General features: G+C 63.3%; 21 protein-coding genes, 1 tRNA gene and 1 pseudogene. 10 read left to right on the top strand and 13 right to left on the bottom strand.

Annotation, left to right across the window (positions count from 1 at the left end; translation table 11 throughout):
* Window positions 1-194 precede the first annotated feature (194 nt).
* From ppa to X757_RS152800, 7 genes and pseudogenes are all read right to left on the bottom strand, one after another.
* Entirely contained in the window at window positions 195-728 is a 534-nt protein-coding gene (ppa, locus tag X757_RS152770) for an inorganic diphosphatase (protein WP_023668623.1), read from the bottom strand.
* Between the two features lie 122 nt (window positions 729-850).
* Window positions 851-1,357 carry a GNAT family N-acetyltransferase gene (locus X757_RS152775; RefSeq protein ID WP_023668622.1) on the bottom strand — a complete coding sequence of 169 codons (507 nt, stop codon included), beginning with the start codon at window positions 1,355-1,357 and terminating at the stop codon, window positions 851-853.
* 244 nt (window positions 1,358-1,601) lie between these two features.
* Window positions 1,602-2,240, bottom strand: a complete 639-nt coding sequence (locus tag X757_RS152780) for a TPM domain-containing protein (RefSeq protein WP_023726102.1) — start codon at window positions 2,238-2,240, stop codon at window positions 1,602-1,604.
* 6 nt (window positions 2,241-2,246) lie between these two features.
* Window positions 2,247-3,137: a YgcG family protein gene (locus tag X757_RS152785; protein ID WP_023726101.1), complete on the bottom strand. Its 891-nt coding sequence runs from the start codon at window positions 3,135-3,137 to the stop codon at window positions 2,247-2,249.
* 35 nt (window positions 3,138-3,172) lie between these two features.
* Window positions 3,173-3,628: pseudogene (locus tag X757_RS152790) on the bottom strand (YgcG family protein); the annotation flags it as partial.
* Window positions 3,629-3,677: 49 nt separating this feature from the next.
* The gene (locus X757_RS152795) at window positions 3,678-4,448 is read right to left on the bottom strand and encodes a YgcG family protein (protein ID WP_198024402.1); all 771 of its coding nucleotides are present in this window, start codon (window positions 4,446-4,448) and stop codon (window positions 3,678-3,680) included.
* Window positions 4,449-4,687: 239 nt separating this feature from the next.
* Window positions 4,688-5,320: a LemA family protein gene (locus tag X757_RS152800; protein ID WP_023681434.1), complete on the bottom strand. Its 633-nt coding sequence runs from the start codon at window positions 5,318-5,320 to the stop codon at window positions 4,688-4,690.
* Between the two features lie 163 nt (window positions 5,321-5,483).
* Here X757_RS152800 and X757_RS152805 point away from each other — a divergent pair, with 163 nt between their 5' ends.
* The 6 genes from X757_RS152805 to X757_RS152830 all read left to right on the top strand — a co-directional run bounded on the left by X757_RS152805 (window position 5,484) and on the right by X757_RS152830 (window position 10,930).
* Complete coding sequence (locus X757_RS152805) at window positions 5,484-5,735, top strand: hypothetical protein (RefSeq protein WP_023693217.1); 252 nt, start codon at window positions 5,484-5,486, stop codon at window positions 5,733-5,735.
* Between the two features lie 133 nt (window positions 5,736-5,868).
* A complete protein-coding gene (pdxY, locus tag X757_RS152810; RefSeq protein WP_023688841.1) occupies window positions 5,869-6,753 on the top strand; it encodes a pyridoxal kinase PdxY in 885 nt (294 codons plus the stop codon).
* Window positions 6,750-7,514, top strand: coding sequence for a DUF429 domain-containing protein (locus tag X757_RS152815; protein WP_023688840.1), 765 nt, complete (start codon window positions 6,750-6,752; stop codon window positions 7,512-7,514). The genes pdxY and X757_RS152815 overlap by 4 nt, the downstream gene beginning before the upstream one ends.
* Window positions 7,515-7,661: 147 nt before the next feature.
* Window positions 7,662-8,306, top strand: coding sequence for a carbonic anhydrase (locus X757_RS152820; RefSeq protein WP_023668613.1), 645 nt, complete (start codon window positions 7,662-7,664; stop codon window positions 8,304-8,306).
* Window positions 8,307-8,373: 67 nt separating this feature from the next.
* Window positions 8,374-8,787: a hypothetical protein gene (locus X757_RS152825; RefSeq protein ID WP_023688839.1), complete on the top strand. Its 414-nt coding sequence runs from the start codon at window positions 8,374-8,376 to the stop codon at window positions 8,785-8,787.
* Between the two features lie 88 nt (window positions 8,788-8,875).
* Window positions 8,876-10,930, top strand: coding sequence for a M3 family metallopeptidase (locus X757_RS152830; RefSeq protein ID WP_023688838.1), 2,055 nt, complete (start codon window positions 8,876-8,878; stop codon window positions 10,928-10,930).
* 31 nt (window positions 10,931-10,961) lie between these two features.
* Here X757_RS152830 and X757_RS152835 read toward each other — a convergent pair whose 3' ends face one another.
* The 4 genes from X757_RS152835 to X757_RS152850 form a co-directional block, all read right to left on the bottom strand.
* Entirely contained in the window at window positions 10,962-12,437 is a 1,476-nt protein-coding gene (locus tag X757_RS152835) for a M81 family metallopeptidase (protein WP_023688837.1), read from the bottom strand.
* A gap of 25 nt (window positions 12,438-12,462) precedes the next feature.
* Window positions 12,463-13,287, bottom strand: coding sequence for a carbohydrate ABC transporter permease (locus tag X757_RS152840; RefSeq protein WP_023726099.1), 825 nt, complete (start codon window positions 13,285-13,287; stop codon window positions 12,463-12,465).
* Window positions 13,284-14,153 (bottom strand): carbohydrate ABC transporter permease, encoded by an 870-nt coding sequence (locus X757_RS152845; RefSeq protein WP_023726098.1) that lies wholly within the window; start codon window positions 14,151-14,153, stop codon window positions 13,284-13,286. The genes X757_RS152840 and X757_RS152845 overlap by 4 nt, the downstream gene beginning before the upstream one ends.
* Before the next feature lie 345 nt (window positions 14,154-14,498).
* Entirely contained in the window at window positions 14,499-15,731 is a 1,233-nt protein-coding gene (locus X757_RS152850) for a sugar ABC transporter substrate-binding protein (protein WP_023726097.1), read from the bottom strand.
* A 178-nt stretch (window positions 15,732-15,909) separates the two neighbouring features.
* On the opposite strand from X757_RS152850, the gene X757_RS152855 reads away from it, so the two are divergent.
* The 3 genes from X757_RS152855 to X757_RS152865 are packed head-to-tail and all read left to right on the top strand — an operon-like array spanning window position 15,910 to window position 18,682.
* A complete protein-coding gene (locus tag X757_RS152855) occupies window positions 15,910-16,680 on the top strand; it encodes an SDR family oxidoreductase (protein WP_023726096.1) in 771 nt (256 codons plus the stop codon).
* Window positions 16,681-16,682: 2 nt separating this feature from the next.
* Window positions 16,683-17,750 carry an ABC transporter ATP-binding protein gene (locus tag X757_RS152860; protein ID WP_023704978.1) on the top strand — a complete coding sequence of 356 codons (1,068 nt, stop codon included), beginning with the start codon at window positions 16,683-16,685 and terminating at the stop codon, window positions 17,748-17,750.
* Window positions 17,751-17,800: 50 nt separating this feature from the next.
* Entirely contained in the window at window positions 17,801-18,682 is an 882-nt protein-coding gene (locus X757_RS152865; RefSeq protein WP_023681445.1) for a MurR/RpiR family transcriptional regulator, read from the top strand.
* 3 nt (window positions 18,683-18,685) lie between these two features.
* Here X757_RS152865 and X757_RS152870 read toward each other — a convergent pair whose 3' ends face one another.
* Both X757_RS152870 and X757_RS152875 read right to left on the bottom strand, forming a co-directional pair.
* On the bottom strand, window positions 18,686-19,000 hold the full coding sequence (locus X757_RS152870; protein WP_023681446.1) for a DUF167 family protein: 315 nt from the start codon (window positions 18,998-19,000) through the stop codon (window positions 18,686-18,688).
* A gap of 13 nt (window positions 19,001-19,013) precedes the next feature.
* The gene (locus tag X757_RS152875; RefSeq protein WP_023668602.1) at window positions 19,014-19,304 is read right to left on the bottom strand and encodes a YggT family protein; all 291 of its coding nucleotides are present in this window, start codon (window positions 19,302-19,304) and stop codon (window positions 19,014-19,016) included.
* 148 nt (window positions 19,305-19,452) lie between these two features.
* Here X757_RS152875 and X757_RS152880 point away from each other — a divergent pair.
* A tRNA-Ala gene (locus X757_RS152880) sits at window positions 19,453-19,528 on the top strand.
* The last annotated feature ends 2 nt before the right edge of the window (window positions 19,529-19,530 follow it).

Here is a 19,530-nt window from a genome sequence, read left to right as displayed (position 1 = left end):
GCCGGGCATCTCCCCCCCAAGGGGGGAGATTGGCAGCTTCGCTGGCGGCGCTTTTTCTTTCGGCGCTGAAAATTGACGAAAGCCGTTGCGACATCCGATCTCCCCCCTTGAGGGGGAGATGGCCGGCAGGCCAGAGGGGTGCCTCGCGCTGGCGTTTGCCGCTTACTTGAACGAGACGCAGGCCTCTCTCGGCGCTACTTCGCCGCCTTCGCCCGTGCGATCGCGTCGACGATCATCTTCTTGGCGTATTTGGAATCGTGCCAGCCTTCGATCTTGACCCATTTGCCGGGCTCGAGATCCTTGTAGTGCTCGAAGAAGTGCTGGACCTGGTCGCGGGTGATCTCGGGCAGTTGGGTGTATTCGGTGACGTTTTCGTAGCGCAGCGTCAGCTTCGGCGACGGCACGGCAATGACCTTCTCGTCCTGGCCGGCATTGTCTTCCATCACCAGCACGCCGATCGGTCGCACATTGATGACGCAGCCCGGCACCAGCGCGCGGGTGTTGCAGACCAGAACGTCGATCGGGTCGCCGTCGCCCGACAGCGTGTGCGGCACGAAACCGTAGTTGCCGGGGTAGCGCATCGAGGTGTGCAGGAAACGGTCGACGAACAGCGTGCCGGCCTCCTTGTCCATCTCGTACTTGATCGGCTCGCCACCGATCGGCACCTCGATGATGACGTTGATGTCCTCGGGCGGGTTCTTTCCGATGGCAATGGCTTCGATACGCATGCTTAAATCCCTCTCTCGATGTCCAAGATCGATAGCGGGCGGCGCGGCATGGTGCAATGCGGCGATTGGTGCGAAGCGCTAACGGAAGCGCACGGTTTATGATGATTTGTAACCGAGGCCGGTCATTCCCAGACGAAGGCGACCTTCTTGAGCGCCCTCTGCTCGAAAATCTCGACGCCTTCGGCGACGTCACGGCCACCCGCGCCGGCATAGAAGGAAAGTGCGTTCTGGTTGTCTTCCAGCGCCCACACCACCATTCCCTTCAGCCCGTGGTCGGCAAGCCGCGCCCGCGCCGCCTTGAACAGCCGGCTGCCGAGCCCGATGCCTTGATATTCCGGACGCAGGTAAAGTTCGTAGATTTCGCCCTGTTGCTTCAGCTCGCGGGCGCGGTTCTTGCCGATCGTGGCATAGCCGGCGATGGTGCCGCCGATCTCGACCACCAGAACGGTGGCGGCGCGGCGGATGGCGTTGGCCCACCAGTCGGCGCCGCGGCGGTTGATCATGGAGGTCAGCGAGCGATGCGGGATGATGCCGGAATAGGCGCCCTCCCAAGCCTGCTGGTGCACGTCCGCAATGGCGCCAGCGTCGCGCGGTTCGGCTTTCCTGATGTCGATGCTCAGCGTATTCATGATTTGTTAACCATAAACCCGGATCGGCCATTTGCAAGAGTCGAGGTCAGCCCGCCGACCGCTTTCTCACAGCCGATCGCGACACTGCTGACAATGGGCAAAGCCTGCCTGATAACGCGCTCAGCCGAGGCGAATGGCGTGGGTTTTCGAGAACCGGAGCGGAGCGTACTTTTTGTACGTGAGCACCGGAAGCGCAGAAAACCCGCGTCAGGCGTCCGGCTGAGTAGCTTTGCAGGCAGGCTTTTCAGATCTCGACGAGATGATCGTCCAGTTCATTGGCGTCGCCCGACGTCACCGGGAAATGCTCGGCCAGCACCGCGCCGACCTGCCCGATCGCCTTGACGAAGCCGTCGGCGAGTTGGTCGTCGCCGGCATGCTGCAGGAGATCGCGCACCACGCCGTCCCAGACATGCTGGCCGACCTTGCTGTCGATGCCCGAATCGGCGACCACTTCGGCATAACGCTCGGCGATCGACACGAAGACCAACACGCCGGTGCGCGCCGTGGTGCGGTGGACATTGCGGGCGAGGAACTGCCTGAGCGCATTGTCATGTGCCGCCTGGTAACGCTGCCGGCGCGGCACCAGATGGATGCGCAAGCCGGGCAGCGCCCACAAAAGCACCAACACCGAGGCCAGTGCCAGCAGTTGGACAATGACGAAATGCGGCAGCCGGATCGACAGCCACCAGGCTTCCAGCCCATAGGCGACGGCGAGGCTGGCAATCAGCATGCCTGATGTCGCCATGAAGGCGGCGGGAAAGAAATAGCCGTCGCTGGCATGCGCAACGACGCAGTAGATCTCGCCGTCGGTTTTGGCCTCGGCCGCGCGGATCGCGGTGGCGATGCGCTCATGGTCCTGTGGGCTGATCGGTCGTGTTGCCATCTTCTCTCACCAGCTCCCTGAAGACCCGCCACCGCCGGACGAACCGCCGCCGCCAGAAAACCCGCCGCCGCTGCTTGAGCCCGAAGCCCAGCTGCTGCCCGAACTTCCCGATGACCATCCGCTGCCCGACGACGAACTTGTTGTCCAACTGCTGGAGCCCGAGGACGATCCGCTCGGCCCCTGGCCGTAGCGAAAGGTCATGCCCAGCCATTTATACACGCCCGGCGACAGCTTGGTGCCGAAGATCGGCGGCAGGAAGGCCATCGCCAGGCCGCCGAAGAACATCGCCGCCCACAGGATCAGGAAGACCGCGACTATAGGATCGACGGGCGTGCTGTGGTCGGCCGGGTTGCGCTTGCCGCGCGCCTCCAGCTCTTCCGGGTTACCTTCCAGCACCATGACCATGTCGTCGACGGCCTTGGAAATGCCGCCGGAGAAATCACCGGCGCGGAACGCCGGCACCATGTCATTTTCGATGATCAGTTTGGTGTGCAGGTCGGTCAGCGTGCCTTCCAGCCCGTAGCCGACCTCGATGCGCATCTTGTGGTCGTTCTTGGCCACCAGCAGAAGCACGCCGTTGTTTTCGCCGGCCTGGCCGAGTTTCCAGAAGCGGAACAGCCGGTTGGCGTAGGGTTCGATCTCCTCGCCGTCCAGGCTGGGGATGGTGGCGACGACGATCTGGTCGGAGCCTTTGGTCTCGAAATCCGCGAGCTTCTGCGTTAGTGCCGCCTTGGTCGCGGCGTCGATAATACCGGCATTGTCGACCACCCGCCCGGTGAGTGCCGGCAGGTCTGCCGCCAAGGCTACGAACAGCATGGCGAGCATCGTCAACAAGGCGATGCCGATCGTCGCGGCTGCGCGGCCAGGTTTTGGCGGATTGAAGACGCGTACTGTCATGCCGTCACCAGCTCCCCTCAACCACCATGACCGTCCTCGATCACCATGATCATGTCGTCGACCGCTTTGGAAATACCGCCGGAGAAATCCCCGGCGCGGAAGGCCGGCACCATGCCTTCAATGATCCGTGTGGCGTGCTGGTTGGTGAGCGTGGCTTCCAGCCCGTAGCCGACCTCGATGCGCATCTTGCGGTCGTTCACGGCCACCAGCAGAAGCACGCCATTGTTCTTGGCCTTCTGGCCGAGCTTCCAGGCGTTGAACAGCCGGGTGGCGTAAGGCTCGATCTCCTCGCCGTCGAGGCTGGGAACCGTCGCGACGACGATCTGGTCGGAGCCTTTGGTCTCGAAATCGGCCAGCTTCTGCGTCAGCGCCGCCTCGGTCGCAGCGTCGATGATGCCTGCATTGTCGACGACACCACCGGTGAGGGCGGGCAGTTCCGCCGCCAGCGCCGCGAAGCTGACGAGCAAGACCAGCAAGGCAGCGCCGGTCATCGTGGCGAAGCGGCCATGCCAGGGATTGGCGATGCGTGTTGTCATCTCGTCACCAGCTTCCCGAGGAGCCGCCGCCGCCGGACGAACCGCCGCCGCCGGAAAAGCCGCCACCACCGCTTGAACCCGACGACCAGCCGCCCCCGCCCGAAGACCAGCCGCCGCTGGACGACCGCCGGCCCGGCTCGAATGTCATGCCGAGCCAGCGATAGCGGCCGGGACCGAGTTTTTGGCCGAAGATCGGCGGCAGGATGGAGGCGGCCATGCTGCCGAAGAAGATGATTGCCCAGATGCTGATGAAGACGCCGAAGAACAGATTGTCGGTATTGATGGGCGGCTTCTGGTTGCGCTCGCCGCGCGCCTCCAATTCCTCCGGATTGCCTTCCAGCACCATCACCATGTCGTCGACGGCCTTGGAAATGCCCCCGGAGAAATCGCCGGCGCGGAACGCCGGCACCATGTCGTTTTCGATGATCAGCTTGGTGTGCAAATCGGTCAGCGTGCCTTCCAGCCCATAGCCGACCTCGATGCGGATCTTGCGGTCGTTCGGCGCCACCAGCAGCAGCACGCCGTTGTTTTCCTTGGCCTGGCCGAGCTTCCAGAAGCGGAACAGCCGGTTGGCGTAAGGCTCAATCTCCTCGCCGTCGAGGCTGGGGATGGTTGCGACGACGATCTGGTCGGAGCCTTTTGTCTCGAAGTCGGCGAGTTTCTGGGTGAGCGCGGCTTTGGTTCCCGCGTCGATAATGCCGGCGTTATCGACGACGCGGCCGGTCAGCGCGGGGAGGTCGGCGGCGAAGGCGGTGAGGGGCAGGAAGACGGCCAGAAAGGCGAGAAGAACACCAAGGTTGGCGTTCCTTCGCGTCCCCCTCTGTCCTGCCGGACATCTCCCCCTCGAGGGGGGAGATTGGCAATCTCGCTGCCGACGCTCAGCCGGCAACGCTGATAATTGGCGCAAGGACAGAAGACAGCTGATCTCCCCCCTTGAGGGGGAGATGTCCGGCAGGACAGAGGGGGGTGTGAAGGAACGCAAGGCTGGCAAAGGCCAAGCTCACCCAGACGTCATCACCCGCCCTGCTTCGTGCCGAAATCGACCTTCGGCGGCTGCATCTTGTCTTCTTCGACGGTGAAGTTGGCGAAGGGCTCGTTGCTGCGGAACCAGAAGGTTGCCCATAGCACCGACGGAAAGGTCCTCAGCGTCAGATTGTAATCCTTGACCGCCAGGATGTAGTCGCGCCGCGCCACGGCGATACGGTTCTCGGTGCCTTCGAGTTGCGCCTGCAGCGCCAGGAAATTCTGGTTGGCCTTGAGGTCGGGATAGGCCTCCGACACCGCGATCAGCCGCGACAGCGCGCTGGTCAGCCCTGATTGCGCATCCTGGAACTTCTTGAGCGCTTCGGGGTCCTTCAGCGTTTCCGGCGTCACCGTGATCTGCGTCGCCTTGGCGCGCGCTTCGACCACCGCATCGAGCGTGTCCTTTTCATGCGAGGCATAGCCCTTCACCGTCTCGACCAAATTGGGAATGAGGTCGGACCGACGCTGATACTGGTTCAGCACCTCGCTCCATGCCGCCTTGGCGTTTTCCTCCGCCGTCGGGATGGTGTTGAAGCCGCAGCCGGCGAGCAGAGGCAGCACGACGGCCATCATCAGCACGGCCGGCAGACTGCGGAAAGGGAAGGCAAGGCGCTGGGCAAACATGGTGAGGTCCCTCGACAGAAGTTGCATGCGAAGCATTAGCACAATCCGCGCTCAAGAAAATGTCTGCCGCTGGCGCGCATTCCTGGCGCGCATTCATGCGCCGGCGAGGCCCTGTGATTGATCGCGCGAACACGGTATGGTTGCCGGCAAACAGGACAGGATCATGGCGGAACGCCACGACGATGACAGCGAATCGCGCCGCATTATCGAGCGCGTGGCGAACGAGGGCGGCCTTGGCGGCGCATCGCTGGTGTCACGGGCAGCGAAAGGCGCGCGCGATCATGTTACCGCAGCGGAGGCCGACCGATCCGATCCGATCGAGGTCTGGGGCACCCGCATCGGTCGCGCACTTGGGCTCATCGTCGCCCTCGGCCTTTTGATCTGGCTCGTGTACTACGTCTCCCGGGGCAGCTAGAGCATGATCCTGAAAAGTGGGAACCGGTTTTCTCGGACAAACGGGAACCGTTTTGTCCGGAGATCATCCTCCAACCAAAGAGATAGATCAGGATGACGATTCAACGAAAAATTATCCGTATCTAGGATTTTCCATGAACCGCGAAAAAGCCGACGCGCCGCGCGCGGTCATCGTCATTTCCAGCCATGTCGCCCGCGGCTCGGTCGGCAACCGCGCCGCCGTGTTTGCGCTGGAGACGCTGGGCTTTCCCGTGTGGGCGGTACCGACGGTCATCTTGCCCTGGCATCCGGGCCATGGCCGCGCCACGCGCATCGTGCCGCCGCTCGACCAGTTCAAGGCGCTGATGGCCGATCTCGAGCGCGCGCCCTGGCTGGGTGAGGTCGGCGCGGTGCTGTCGGGCTATCTTGGCGAGGCCGGCCAGGCCGAGGCCGTCGCCTCGCTGGTTGCGGCGGTCAAGGCCAAGACGCCGGACGCGATTTATATATGCGATCCGGTGATGGGCGATTCCGGCGGGCTCTATGTGCCCGAGCCGACGGCCGCCGCGATGCGCGACCGGCTGATGCCGATCGCCGACATCGCCACCCCCAACCGCTATGAGCTGGAGTGGATGGCCGGCGCGCCTTTGCCCGATCTGAAATCGGTGATCTCGGCCGCCCTCCATGCCGGACCGTCAACAATGCTGGTGACGTCGGCACAGTCGATGATGACCGGCGGCACCGGCAATCTGCTGCTTGACGGCACCCAGGCGCTGCTGGCCGAACACCGCCTCATCGACAAGCCGCCGAATGGCCTCGGTGACCTGACTGCGGCCGTCTACCTCGCCCGCATCCTGTCGGGGCAGCCGCCGATCAAGGCGCTGCAATCGACCACCGCCGCCGTCTACGAAATCCTGGCGCGAACCGCCAAGCGTGGCGGCGACGAGTTGCAGCTTGAAACCGATGCCCAGAGCCTGTCGCATCCGATGGCGATGGTGCAACTGCGCCACCTCACGCATCCGGGGCGGGACCGCCGGGCGTGACCTCGACCGTGGTCGTCGGCGTCGACGGCTGCAAGGCCGGCTGGATCGCCGTCCGCCGCGATCTGGATGCCGCGCCGTCAGTCCGCGTCTTTCCCAGCTTTGCGACCCTGCTCGACGCCTTGCCCGCCGATGCGACAGTGGTCGTCGACATGCCGATCGGCCTGCCGGACGTCTCGCAAAGAGGCGGGCGCGGGCCGGAGACCTTGGTACGGCCAATGCTCGGAGCACGGCAATCCAGCGTCTTCTCTATCCCGTCCCGCCCGGCCCTCTACGCCGACACCAGCGGCTTCACCACGGTCGAGGCCTGGTATGAGGCACATCGGCGCGCCAGCGAGGTGGCCAAGGCGACCTCCGATCCGCCACGCGGCGTCTCGATCCAGGCCTTCGGCATCTTTGCCAAGATACGCGAGATCGACGCGCTGCTGATCGCACGTCCGCAACTGCGCCGCCGCGTCTTCGAATCGCATCCCGAAGTGGCCTTCTGCCGGCTGAACGGCGAAAAACCGATGACACTGCCGAAGAAGATCAAGGGCGCCGTCAATCCGGCCGGGATGGAAGAACGCAAGGCACTGCTCTGCCGGCACGGCTATACCAGAGCTTTCCTTGACCAGCCGCCGCAACGCGGTGCTGCCGCCGACGATTTCCTCGACGCCGCAGCGATGATGCTGATTGCCGGACGCATTGCCGGCGGGGAGGCAACGCCGTTTCCCGACCCGCCGCTTGCCGACCGTTTCGGCATTCCCCTGGCGATCTGGGCGTGAGGCAAGCGGCGCCATGCGTGCGGCATGGCGATTTGCGACGAAGCCATCCGCAATTCGGCATTGCCCGCGACGGGCATTTGCCGTTAGAGCCTTTCTAACTTGAAATGAGCTGCCGTCGCTAACCCCGAAAGGCTTCATCCCTAGCCCATGCCCCATCTCCCCGAACATCTTTGGACCGGCTACCGCAACTTCATGAATGGCCGCTATCTCACCGAGAGCGGACGCTATCGCGAGCTTGCCCGCGAGGGGCAGGCGCCCGAAACCATGATCGTTGCCTGCTGCGATTCCCGCTCTGCCCCCGAGGCGATCTTCGACGCCGGTCCGGGCGAACTGTTCGTCCTGCGCAATGTCGGCAATCTGGTGCCGCCCTATGCGCCGGACGGCGAGTTCCACTCAACCTCGGCCGCGCTCGAATTCGCCGTGCAGAGCCTGAAGGTGAAAAACATCGTGGTGATGGGCCATGGCCGCTGCGGCGGCATCCGCGCCGCGCTCGACACCAATTCGGCGCCGCTGTCGCCCGGCGACTTCATCGGCAAATGGATGAGCCTGATCGCGCCGGCGGCCGAAACCGTTTCGTCCAGCACGTTCATGACGACAACCGAACGGCAGACGGCGCTGGAGCGGATTTCCATCCGCTATTCGATCGCCAATCTCAGGACCTTCCCTTGCGTCTCCATCCTCGAAGGCAAGGGGCGGCTGTCGCTGCATGGCGCCTGGTTCGACATCTCGACCGGCGAGCTCTGGGTGATGAACAAGGACACCGGCGACTTCGAGCGGCCGGATTTGACGTAGACCCATGATCCCGAAAAGTGGGAACCGGTTTTCGGATAAGGGCATGGTCAAATAAGAGGAGGCAAGAATGCGGGTTTGGCCTGCGATCGCTTTCGCCGTAGCGGCGCTGCTGATTTCGCTCGTCCCTGCCCGCTCCGATGACGGCGCCATTATCGACCGCTGGTATTCGGCGCTGCTGGTCGCCGATCGCACCGAATTGTCGGACCTGCTCGCCGACGATGTCCGCATCAAGCTCGACGATCTCGGCGTCGTACAGTCGAAGCAGGAGTTCATCGCGTCGATCGACGAATGGAAGGGCGCGGTCGCCGGAGCCGCAATCCGGCATCGCGTCGAAAAGAGCGAGGCCGGCGTCACAACTGTCATCGCCTGCTATGATTTCCCCAACAATGACATGCTGATGCAGGAGACGTTCGCCGTCACCGGCAACCGCATCACCGCCAGTTCGCAAGCGGCGATCGCGGAAAATTGCGACGGCTTCTGACGCGGGCTTGAACGGCCGCGCTGTTGCGCCGCGCCAGTCATCGCCCTACATCGGTCAGCAAGCTCCGCCAATCATCGAAAGATCCCCCATGCCGTCCACGAAAACCGTCGATCTCGCCGCCCATCCGCTGACCAAATGGCAAGGGCCGCTCGGCCTGCCGGATTTTGCCAGCATCGGCGACGACGATTTCTCCTCGGTGTTCGACGCGGCGCTGAAGGCACATGAGGCCGAAATCGATGCGATCGCCGGCAACAAGGATGCGCCGACCATCGAGAATACGCTGGCAGCCCTCGAGCTCGCCGGTGAGCCGCTCGACCATGTCTCGTCGATCTTCTGGTGCCGGGCCGGCGCCCACACCAACGATGCGATCCAGGCGCTGGAGCGCGATATCTCGCCAAAAATGTCGAGGCATTTCTCGGCGATCTCGATGAACGAGAAATTGTTTGCCCGCGTCGACGATCTCTACCAGCGCCGTGAGACGCTCAAACTCGACGCCGAGACGCTGCGGGTGCTGGAGAAGACCTGGAAAGGCTTTGTGCGATCGGGCGCAAAACTCGACGCCGACGGCAAGAAGCGGCTGGCCAACATCAGCGAGGAGCTGTCCTCGCTCGGCACGACCTTCGGCCAGAACGTGCTGGCCGACGAGCGCGACTGGGCGCTTTTCCTCGACGAGGCTGATCTTGCGGGCCTGCCGGACTTCGTGAAGAGTTCGATGGCCGAAGCCGCCGAGACGCGCGGCCAGAAAGGCCGCTACGCAGTCACCTTGTCGCGCTCTATCTATGAGCCGTTCACGACCTTCTCCGAACGCCGCGACCTGCGCGAGAGCGCCTTCCGCGCTTTCACCATGCGCGGCCAGAATGGCGGCGCCAGCGACAACACCGCAGTGGTGCGCGACATGCTGAAACTGCGCGCCGAAAAGGCCAGGCTGCTAGGCTATGCCTCGTTCGCCGCGCTGAAACTCGACGACACCATGGCCAAGACGCCGAAGGCGGTGCACGACCTCCTCGACCCGGTCTGGGAGAAAGCGCTGGAGAAGGCCGCCGCCGACCAGAAGGAGCTGGAGCGGCTGGCGACCAAGGCAGGCAGCAACGAAAAATTCGCCGCCTGGGACTGGCGCTTCTACCAGGAGAAATTGCGCGCCGAAAAATTCGCCTTCGACGAGGCGGAACTGAAACCCTATCTGCAACTCGACCGCATCATCGACGCCTGCTTCGACGTCGCCACAAAACTGTTCGGCATCACTTTCGAGGAGAAGAAGGGCATCGCCGCCTGGCATCCCGACGCGCGCGTCTTCGTGGTGAAGAACGCCGATGGCAGCGAGCGCGGCCTGTTCCTCGCCGACTATTTCGCCCGGTCCTCGAAGCGCTCCGGCGCGTGGATGAGCGCGCTGAAGTCGGGCTACAAGCTTGGCGATGGCTCCAAGCCGGTGATCTACAATATCATGAACTTCGCCAAGCCGCCGGCCGGGGAAGCAGCGCTGTTGTCGGTCGATGAGGCCAAGACCCTGTTCCACGAGTTCGGCCATGCTTTGCACGGCATGCTGACCGACGTCACCTGGCCGTCGGTGGCGGGCACCTCGGTTTCCCGCGATTTCGTCGAACTGCCTTCGCAGCTCTACGAGCACTGGCTGACGGTGCCCGCAGTGCTGGAAAAGCATGCGCTGCATGTTAAGACCGGCAAGCCGATGCCGAAGTCGCTGCTCGACAAGATGCTGGCCGCCCGCACGTTCGGCGCCGGTTTCGCCACGGTCGAGTTCACAGCGTCGGCGCTGATCGACATGGCGTATCACGCGCGGCCGGATGCGCCGGCGGAACCGCTGCGTTTCGAAGCCGAAACGCTGGAAAAGCTTGATATGCCCGACACCATCGCCATGCGTCATCGCACCCCGCATTTCGGCCATATCTTCTCCGGCGACGGTTATTCAGCCGGCTACTATTCCTACATGTGGTCGGAAGTGCTCGACGCCGACGCCTTCGCCGCCTTCGAGGAGACCGGCGATCCCTTCAACCCGGCGCTGGCGGAACGGCTTCGGAAGAATATCTATGCCGCTGGCGGGTCGAAGGATCCGGAGGAGCTGTACACGGCGTTCCGCGGCAAGATGCCTTCGCCGGAAGCGATGATGGTGAAGCGGGGATTGCTATAGCGCCGCCTTATCTCCCCCCTCGAGGGGGAGATCACCAGCGCCAAGGATCCGCCACCCGTGGCCACACCGGCCGCGTCAGCTTCCTGTAATCCGTCACCGCCGGATTGCTCGGATACGAGCTCGGCGCCGAGACATAGATGATCTCCGCCGCGATCGGTTCAAAGCCGGCGTAGAAATGGTTGGTTGACTTGATCAGCAATATGTCCTTCGACAACGGATCGACACCGATGTTGGAGAAGACATCCGGCTCGAAGGTCTGCGTGCGGTTGGTGTTGAGGATGATGTCGATTTCGGTGCCTTCGAGCCGCACCAGCGCCGTCGGTCCGAGCGTCACCCGGCTCGGCCCGAAGCTCTGCCAGCCCTCGGGGACGGCTTTCAACACCTTGACGCGCGCATCGATCGGTTCGCCGGCCAGCGGCCCGGCCTTGCCGCCGAAGCGCAGGTCGATGACGGCGCCTTCGCCTGCCGCCTGGCAAAAGGTGACAGCGATCGGGTCCCAGATCGTCGCCACGCCAAAATTGTCCACGCCCTGTTCCAGCATGGCGCGCAGCACGACCGTACCGTCGCCGGCGACGCCACCGCCGGGATTGTCCCAGATGTCGGCAATCACAACCGGCTTGCCGGGATTTTCCTTGCGCACGGCCAGTGCCCGCGCGATGCCGTCCTCGGTGTTCAGCATCGTCATCGCCGTCCTTTCGCGGATGGCGTAAAGCTCGTGCCCTAGCCTCTCCGCCAGCGCATCGCCCTTGGCCTTGTCATTGTCAGTGACGACCAGGATGCGCGTGCCCATTTCCGGCACGTCCGCGGCCATGAAGCCATGGATGACCGAGACCGACAGCACGCCGTCCTTGCCGTGCAGCGCCTTGATGCGGTCGACGAAGGAGCGCATCGGCTCGCGGCTGGTCGGCAGCACCTGGATCATGCGGCAGTCGAACGTCGAGATCACCGGCTTGATCTCGTCGCGCGCCGCCGCCAATCCAAGCTCGACGACATGTTCGCCGCGCTCATAGAAGTCGGTGTGCGGGAATTCGAGGAAATAGGCCATGACATTGCATGCCGCGACGCGCTTTGGGGTCAGATGACTGTGCGGGTCGAGCTCGACCGCGATCACCACGTCGGGCCCGACGATTGCGCGAACCCGTTCCAGCAGATCGCCTTCGCAATCGTCATAGCCTTGCGCCACCATGGCGCCGTGCAGGCCGAGGATGACGGCGTCGACCGGCAAGGCTGCCTTCAACTGGCCGAGAATCTCGTCGCGCAACGACTCATAGGTCTGCCGCTGCACCAGCCCGCCCGGCTCCGCCCAGGTGGCGGTGCCTTCGATGACGGTCAGCCCTTCGGCAGCCGCACGCCGGCGCAGCGCGACCATCGGCGAGGAGCACAAGGTCGGCGTGTCTGGATGCTTGCCCGGCCCGGCATAGAACGCCATCTCGAACGACGCCCGGTCGGTCGGCACCGGCGAGAAGGTGTTGGTTTCGGTCGCCAGCGAGGCGGTGAAGATGCGCATGAAAGCTCCGTTGTGAATGGCGCCGTTATTTGACCGCCCCGAGCGCCAGCCCGCGGACGAGATAGCGCTGCAGCCAGATGAACAGGATTGCCGCCGGCAGCGTCGCCAGCAGCGTCGCCGCCATTACATGGTGCCATTCGATCGTGTAGCGGCCGGCGACCAGCGAGAACACCTGGATAGGCAGCGTGTAACTTTCCTGGCTGCGCAGCATTGTGAGCGCAACGACGAACTCATTCCATGCGTTGATGAAGGTGAAGATGGCGGTCACCGCTATTGCCGGCAGGCAAAGCGGCAGAAACACTTTTCGCAAGGTCAGCCATCGGCCGGCGCCTTCCATCCACGCTGCTTCCTCGAGATCGCGCGGGATGGTGTCGAAATAGCTTTGCAGCATCCACACGGTGAAGGCGACGTTGAAAGCCATGTAGATGACGCCGAGCGCGGTCGTGGATTCGATCAGACCCCAGGCCGCCATCAGCCGGAACAGGCCGAGCACCAGCACGATCGGCGAGATCATCTGCGAGATCAGCAGGAACTGGCGGAAGGCGCCATAGCCGGCAAAGCGAAACCGCGACATGGCATAGGCGGCCGGCACCGAGATCAGGATGGCGCCGACGGTGGCGATAACAGAGACATAGAGCGAATTGGCCAGCGCCTGGCCAAAGCCGGTCGCCACCCACATGTCGGCAAAATTCGACCAGTGGAATTCGCTTGGCCACCAGGTCGGCGACAGCACCTCCTGCCGGGGCTTGACCGCGGTCAAAAACATTACCGCGAAGGGGAAGATCGTCACCACGAGCAGCGGCGAAAGCAGCAGCCAGGCAATGATCGTGCGCTTCAGCTTGGGCGTCATGCGCGTTGCTCCCGCATGGCGAGGCGCACATAGATCATGGTGAAGATCAAAAGGATGGCGAACATCAGCAGCGATACCGCCGAGGCCTCTCCAAGCTTGCCGATGCGGAAGGCCAGTTTGTAGAGGTGGGTGACCAATATGTCGGTCGAGTTGGCCGGCCCGCCCTGCGTCATCACCCAGATGATCGGGAAGGAATTGAAGACGTAGATGGTGTTGAGCACGATGGCGATGTTGATGAACGGCTTCAGCAGCGGAAAGGTGATCTCGCGGAACTGCTGCAGCGGCGTCGCCCCCTCCAGGGCCGCCGCCTCGTAGAGGTCGTCGGGGATCGACGACAGGCCGCCGAGGAAGATGGTCGTGGTGAACGGTACCGTCACCAATATGCCGATCAGCACCTGCATCGGGAATGCCGTCTCGGCGCGCGCCAGCCACTGGATGTTTTCATGGATCAGGCCAAGCCCGATCAGCGCCGAGTTCAGCATCCCGCTTTCACCGTTGAGCGCCCAGCGCCAGACCACTGCCGTCATCGTCAGCGACACCGCCCAGGGCAGCATGATGATGACGCGGGCAATGCCGCGGCCGTAGAAATCGGTATTGAGGATCATCGCCACGGGGACGGACAACAGCAGCGCGCCGCCGACCACCAGCACGGTCCACAGGCCGGTGCGCCAGAGTGCCGCCAGGAAATCGGGATCGGCGAGGAAGGCGGAATAATTGGCGAAATCGTTGAAGTCCCGCAGCTGCCCAAAACGGCTGACATCATGCGTCGATATCTGGATCAGGTCCCAGACCGGCCAGAAGATGACGACTGCGGCCAGAAACAGGCTGGGCAAGGTCAATAAATAGGGCAGGTAACGATTTTGCATCGGCCGGATTCGTACCGTGTTGGACATAAGTGGCGCTGGCGCGCCAGCTCGGATCAATCTCGCATATCGGTCTAAGGCAGCGCTTCAGGGTTTGAATCTCCCGCAAACGTTTGCGCTGCCCCTCACCTGCCTGCCCATCCTCCGCAACGGTTGCGGAAGGGAGCCCTTACTCTCCCCCGTCGATCGGGGGAGAGGTGTCGAGCGAAGCTCGACGGAGTGGGGGNTTGCCAGGTGGTTCCCCCACTCCGTCTCGGCTTCGCCGAGCCACCTCTCCCCCCTCCGGAGGGAGAGGAAAGTGTGGCGCGCCCCGATCTCAGGGGCGCGCCGGGCGCAGGGAGATACGCCCTATTTCTTGATCACGGCGTTGGCCTTGGCAGCCGCTTCCTTCAAGCCTGCCTCGGGGTCGCCGCCGAGATAGATCTTCTGCATGGCATCCGAGGTGATCTGGGCGACTTCTTCCCAGCCGGGGATGACCGGCGCAAAGCGGGCGTCGGGCAGCAGCGCGGTGAACGCTGCCAGATCGGCATTGTTGACGTAATAGTCCATCTTGGCCTCTTCCTTGTTCACCGGCAGGAAGCCTTCCCCTTGCGTGAACTTGGCGCGCTGTTCGGTGGTGAACAGGAAGTCGAGCAGCTTCCAGGCCTCATCCTTGTTCTTGGAATTCTTGAACATGATGATGGAATCGGTGACGCCGTACGTGCCGCGCGCGCCGGTCGGTCCGGCGGGGATAGCGGCCACGCCGTATTTCAGGTTCGGCGCCTCGTCCTTGATCTGGTTGGACAGGAAGGGCGCGGTGATCATCATGCCGACCTTGCCCTGCTTGAACAGGTTCTGGACGTCCTCGCGGTTGTTGGAGGTGACGCCGGGTTCCGTCAGGCCTTCGTCGATCATCGACTTGTAAAGCTTGGCGGCTTCGAGCGCGCCCGGCGTGCCGAGGCCCGACGTGCCGTCCTTGTTGAGGATCTCGGTGCCTTGCGACCACATCGCATAATAGTAATAGACGTCGGTCTCGATCTCCTTGCCCTGCAGGCCGAAGCCGAAGGATCCGGTGCCCAGTGCCTTGATCTTGCGCGCATCCTCCTGCAGCTCGGTCCAGGTTGCCGGCGGGTTGGCGATTCCGGCCTTCTCGAACAATTCCTTGTTGTAGTACATGGCGCGCGCCGAGGCCGCGATCGGCAGGCCGTAGGTCTTGCCCTCCATGATCGAGGGCGACAGGAAGGTGTCGATGAAGCGGTCCTTGAACTCCGGCTTGATATAGCCGTCGAGCGGCTCGGCGACATCCTGCTGGACGAAATCGATCAGCCAGCGGGTGCCGATGATCGACAGGTCGGCATTGGTGCCGGCCGTGATGTCGGTGGTCAGCTTCTGCAGCAGCACGTCCCACGGCACAACTTCGAACTTGACGGTGATACCCGGGTTGGCTGCCTCGAATTCCTTTTTCACCGCTTCGAAATACGGGCCGGTCTTGGCGCTGTATTCGGCGACGGTTACGCGCACCTCGCCGGCATCTGCCTGCGCGGCCAGGGCGAGCAGGCTCATTCCGGCCATCAGGCCGACAGTCCATTTTGCAAGCTTCATTCGATCTCTCCCATTTGATTGCGCCTGCGCTCTTGCGGCTTCCAGGCGACCAAGACTTAATGTGACTTTCCTACATTATCCATCATTTGAGCTTGTGCAAGCGGATTATCCTGTTGCTTAATTACATTTCTTAAAATAGCGTTTTCCGATTATCGTAGATCCCAGGGAGGCGCGCAGCGTGGTTTCAAAGGCCGAATTCGCAGGCAAGACCGTGCTGGTGACCGGCGCCGGCGGCGGGCTCGGCTCGGCTATTGTGGCGCTGCTGGCCGAACGAGGCGCGCGCGTCGTCGGCTGCGACCAGTCGCAAGACCAGCTCGGCAGTCCGCATCTGGCGTCGGGCCACGTCTTCGACCTTCTCGACCGGATCTCCACCGATGCCGCGATCACGGCGATCCTCGGGAAAGACGGCGTGCCCGACATCCTGATCAACAATGCCGGCTGGACGCGCGCCGAGACTCTTGCAGCCCTGACCCCCGACAAGATCACGCATGAGCTCGACCTCAATCTGACCGGGGTGATGCTGTTCGCCGATCCACTGATCAAGGCGATGGCCGCGCGCGGTTCGGGCAGCGTCGTCTTCATCTCTTCCGTCAACGCCATCGCCCACTTCGGCAACCCGGCCTATGCCGCAGCCAAGGCCGGCATCAATGCCTATGCCAAAGCGATCGCTGTGGAACTCGGCCGCAACGGGCTGCGCGCCAATGTCGTCTGCCCCGGCTCGATCCGCACTGCCGCCTGGGACCATCGCCTGGCCAAGAACCCGGATGTTCTCGGCAAGCTCAAGCGGCTCTATCCGCTCGGCCGCATCGTCGACGCCACGGAAGTGGCCGAAGCGGTGGCCTTCCTTGTTTCGGATCGCGCATCGGGGATAACCGGCGCGGTGGTGCCGGTCGACGCCGGACTGACCGCCGGCTTCCTGCCCTTCATCGACGACATATTGGGAGCCTGACCATGACCGATGTCGAGTTCCGCGACCTGTCGAAATCCTTCGGACGCCACAAGATCCTCGAAAACATCAGCCTCGACATCAAGAGCGGCGAGTTCGTCGTGCTGGTCGGCCCTTCCGGCTGCGGCAAGTCGACCTTGCTGCGCATGCTGGCCGGGCTGGAGCCGATCACCGCAGGCGACCTCTTGATCGGCGGCATGCGCGCCAACGATTTGCCGCCACAGCGGCGTAACATCGCGATGGTCTTCCAGTCCTATGCGCTGTTTCCGCACCTGAAAGCGGCCGACAATATCGGCTTTGGCCCAAAGATCCGCGGCGAAAGCCGCACGGCAATCGGCGCCAAGGTGAAAAAGGCCTCTGGCGTCCTCAACCTGTTCGCCTATCTCGACCGCTATCCCCGGGAACTGTCGGGCGGCCAGCGCCAGCGCGTCGCCATGGGCCGCGCCATCGTGCGCGAGCCCTCGGTGTTCCTGTTCGACGAACCGCTCAGCAATCTCGACGCGCAGTTGCGCGTGCAGATGCGCACCGAGATCAAGGCGCTGCACCAGCGGCTGAAATCGACCATCGTCTATGTCACCCACGACCAGATCGAAGCCATGACCATGGCCGACCGCATCGTGGTGATGGATCGCGGCAAGATCCAGCAGGTCGGCGCCCCGCTGGAGCTCTACGACCGTCCCGCCAACAAATTCGTCGCCTCCTTCATCGGCTCGCCGTCGATGAGCTTTGTGTCGGGGGCGCTTAAGACAACGCCCGAGAAAAGCTGGTTCCAATCGGCCGGCGGAGGGCGACTGGCGCTCGGCAGCAAGACGGTGCCGGCTGGCAGCACGGTCGAGGCCGGCATACGGCCCGAACACTTCGTCATCGGCGAGGCTGTCGACGCGATGGCGATCAAGGTCGATGTCGTCGAGCCGACCGGCTCGGAAACCCATGTCTATGGCGCCATCGGCGCTGATACGGTGCGCGCCGTGTTCCGCGATCGGATACAGGTCAAGCCGGGTGAAATGCTGCCGGTCTCGGTCGCGCCTGCAAACATCCATCTGTTCGACACGGCGACAGGCCTGCCGCTATGAGAGCTCCGGCATGAAAACGAAAACACCACGATGAAGACGACAACCCAGAAATGAAAACGCCGGCCGACATCATCACGCGCCTGCAGCTGATGTCGCAGGACGGCACCAAATCGGACCGCCGCCTGGCCGGCCTCGTGCTGACCGATCTCGACTTCGCCTCCAAGGCGGCAATCTCGGAAATTGCCGCGCGCGTCGGCGTCAGCGAGCCGACGGTCACCCGTTTCTGCCGCAATCTCGGCTGCGAGGGTCTGCGCGATTTCAAATTCTACCTGGCGCAGGCGATTGCCATTGGCGGCCAGTATCTGTCGCCCGAACCGCTGAACCGCGACGCGCGCGAGCAGCGCATTGCGTCGGCCATCACCGAAGCGGCAATCGCCGCCATCCAGCGCGCCAGCGAAAACCTCGACATGAAGACGCTGGTGGGCGTGGCCGCGCGCATCGTCAGTTCGGGCAATGTGCTGTGCATCGGCTCCGGCGGCATTTCCTCGATGATGGCGACCGAGATGCAGAACCGGCTGTTTCGGCTCGGCGTGCCGGTGCTGGCGCAGATCGACGGGCAATTGCAGCGCATGTATGCCGCGGTCGCCACATCGGAGACGACGCTGATCGCGTTCTCGGTGTCCGGCTATGCGCGCTCGGTGATCGACGCCGTTCAGGTGGCCCAGCAATATGGCGCCACCACCATCGCCGTAACCCCGCCGGAATCAGCGCTGGCCAAGGCCGCCGATACCGTCATCCAGTTCCAGTCGCTGGAAGACGGCAACATCTACAAGCCGACCTCTTCGCGCTACGCGCTGCTGTCGATCGTCGACATGATCGTCACCTCCGTGGCCGAGACGCGCGGACCCAGGGTTCTCGAAAACCTGCGCCGCATCAAGCAGAGCGTGAACACGCTGAAGGTCGACGATCCGAAATTGCCGCTGGGGGATTGAGGATTATCCGGCGGCCAGTGTCTCGATGCTCTTCACCAGCGTCGATGGTTCGCCAACCACACGCACCGTCTTCAGCCGCGCCGTGCCGCCTGCAATGACCGACACGACCGATACCGGAACGCCCAGCGCCTTGGCCACCAGCCGTTCCAGCGCCGCATTGGCCGCGCCATTCTCCGGCACGGCGCGCACGCGCGCCTTCAAATGACTGCGCCCGTCGGCCCATGTTTCTACGGCTTCGAGCCTGTCCACAGAAGACTTCGGCGTCAGCCGGATAAACAGGTCGATGCCGTCAGCGCGCAAGCGGAATGGCGCGCTCATGCCATCGTCAGGTTCACAGGACCAGCGGCGCTATCGTGGTGAGAATGAGCTGCCTGAGAAAGAACAGGAGCAGAAGCAGGATGATCGGCGAAATGTCGACGCCGCCGAGGTCGGGCATGAATCGACGGATCGGCCGCAGCGCCGGCTCGGTCAGCCGGTAGAGCATGTTGCCGATGCTGCCGACAAACTGATTGCGCGAGTTGACGACGTTGAACGCATAGAGCCAGGAGAAGATCGCCGAGGCGATGATGACCCACCAGTACAGGTCCAGCGCCATGACGATTGTTTGAATGAGGGCGAGCATGCCGGTCTCCGATTGTTGCCGACATGTAGCCATTGCGCGCGAAACCGGCAAGGGCCGGTCGCCTGCAAGCACCGGGCACAAGGGATTTCCGCAAAACCCCGCCTTGACAGGAAACCGCAGCCTTCGATAAATGCGCCATCCGCTGGACGGGGCTGTAGCTCAGCTGGGAGAGCGCGTCGTTCGCAATGACGAGGTCAGGAGTTCGATCCTCCTCAGCTCCACCAGC

The organism is Mesorhizobium sp. LSHC412B00, assembly GCF_000503035.1.
GTDB lineage: Bacteria > Pseudomonadota > Alphaproteobacteria > Rhizobiales > Rhizobiaceae > Mesorhizobium.
The sequence above is the reverse complement of the archived record's forward strand: the minus strand, read 5'-3'. Positions and strand labels throughout refer to the sequence as shown.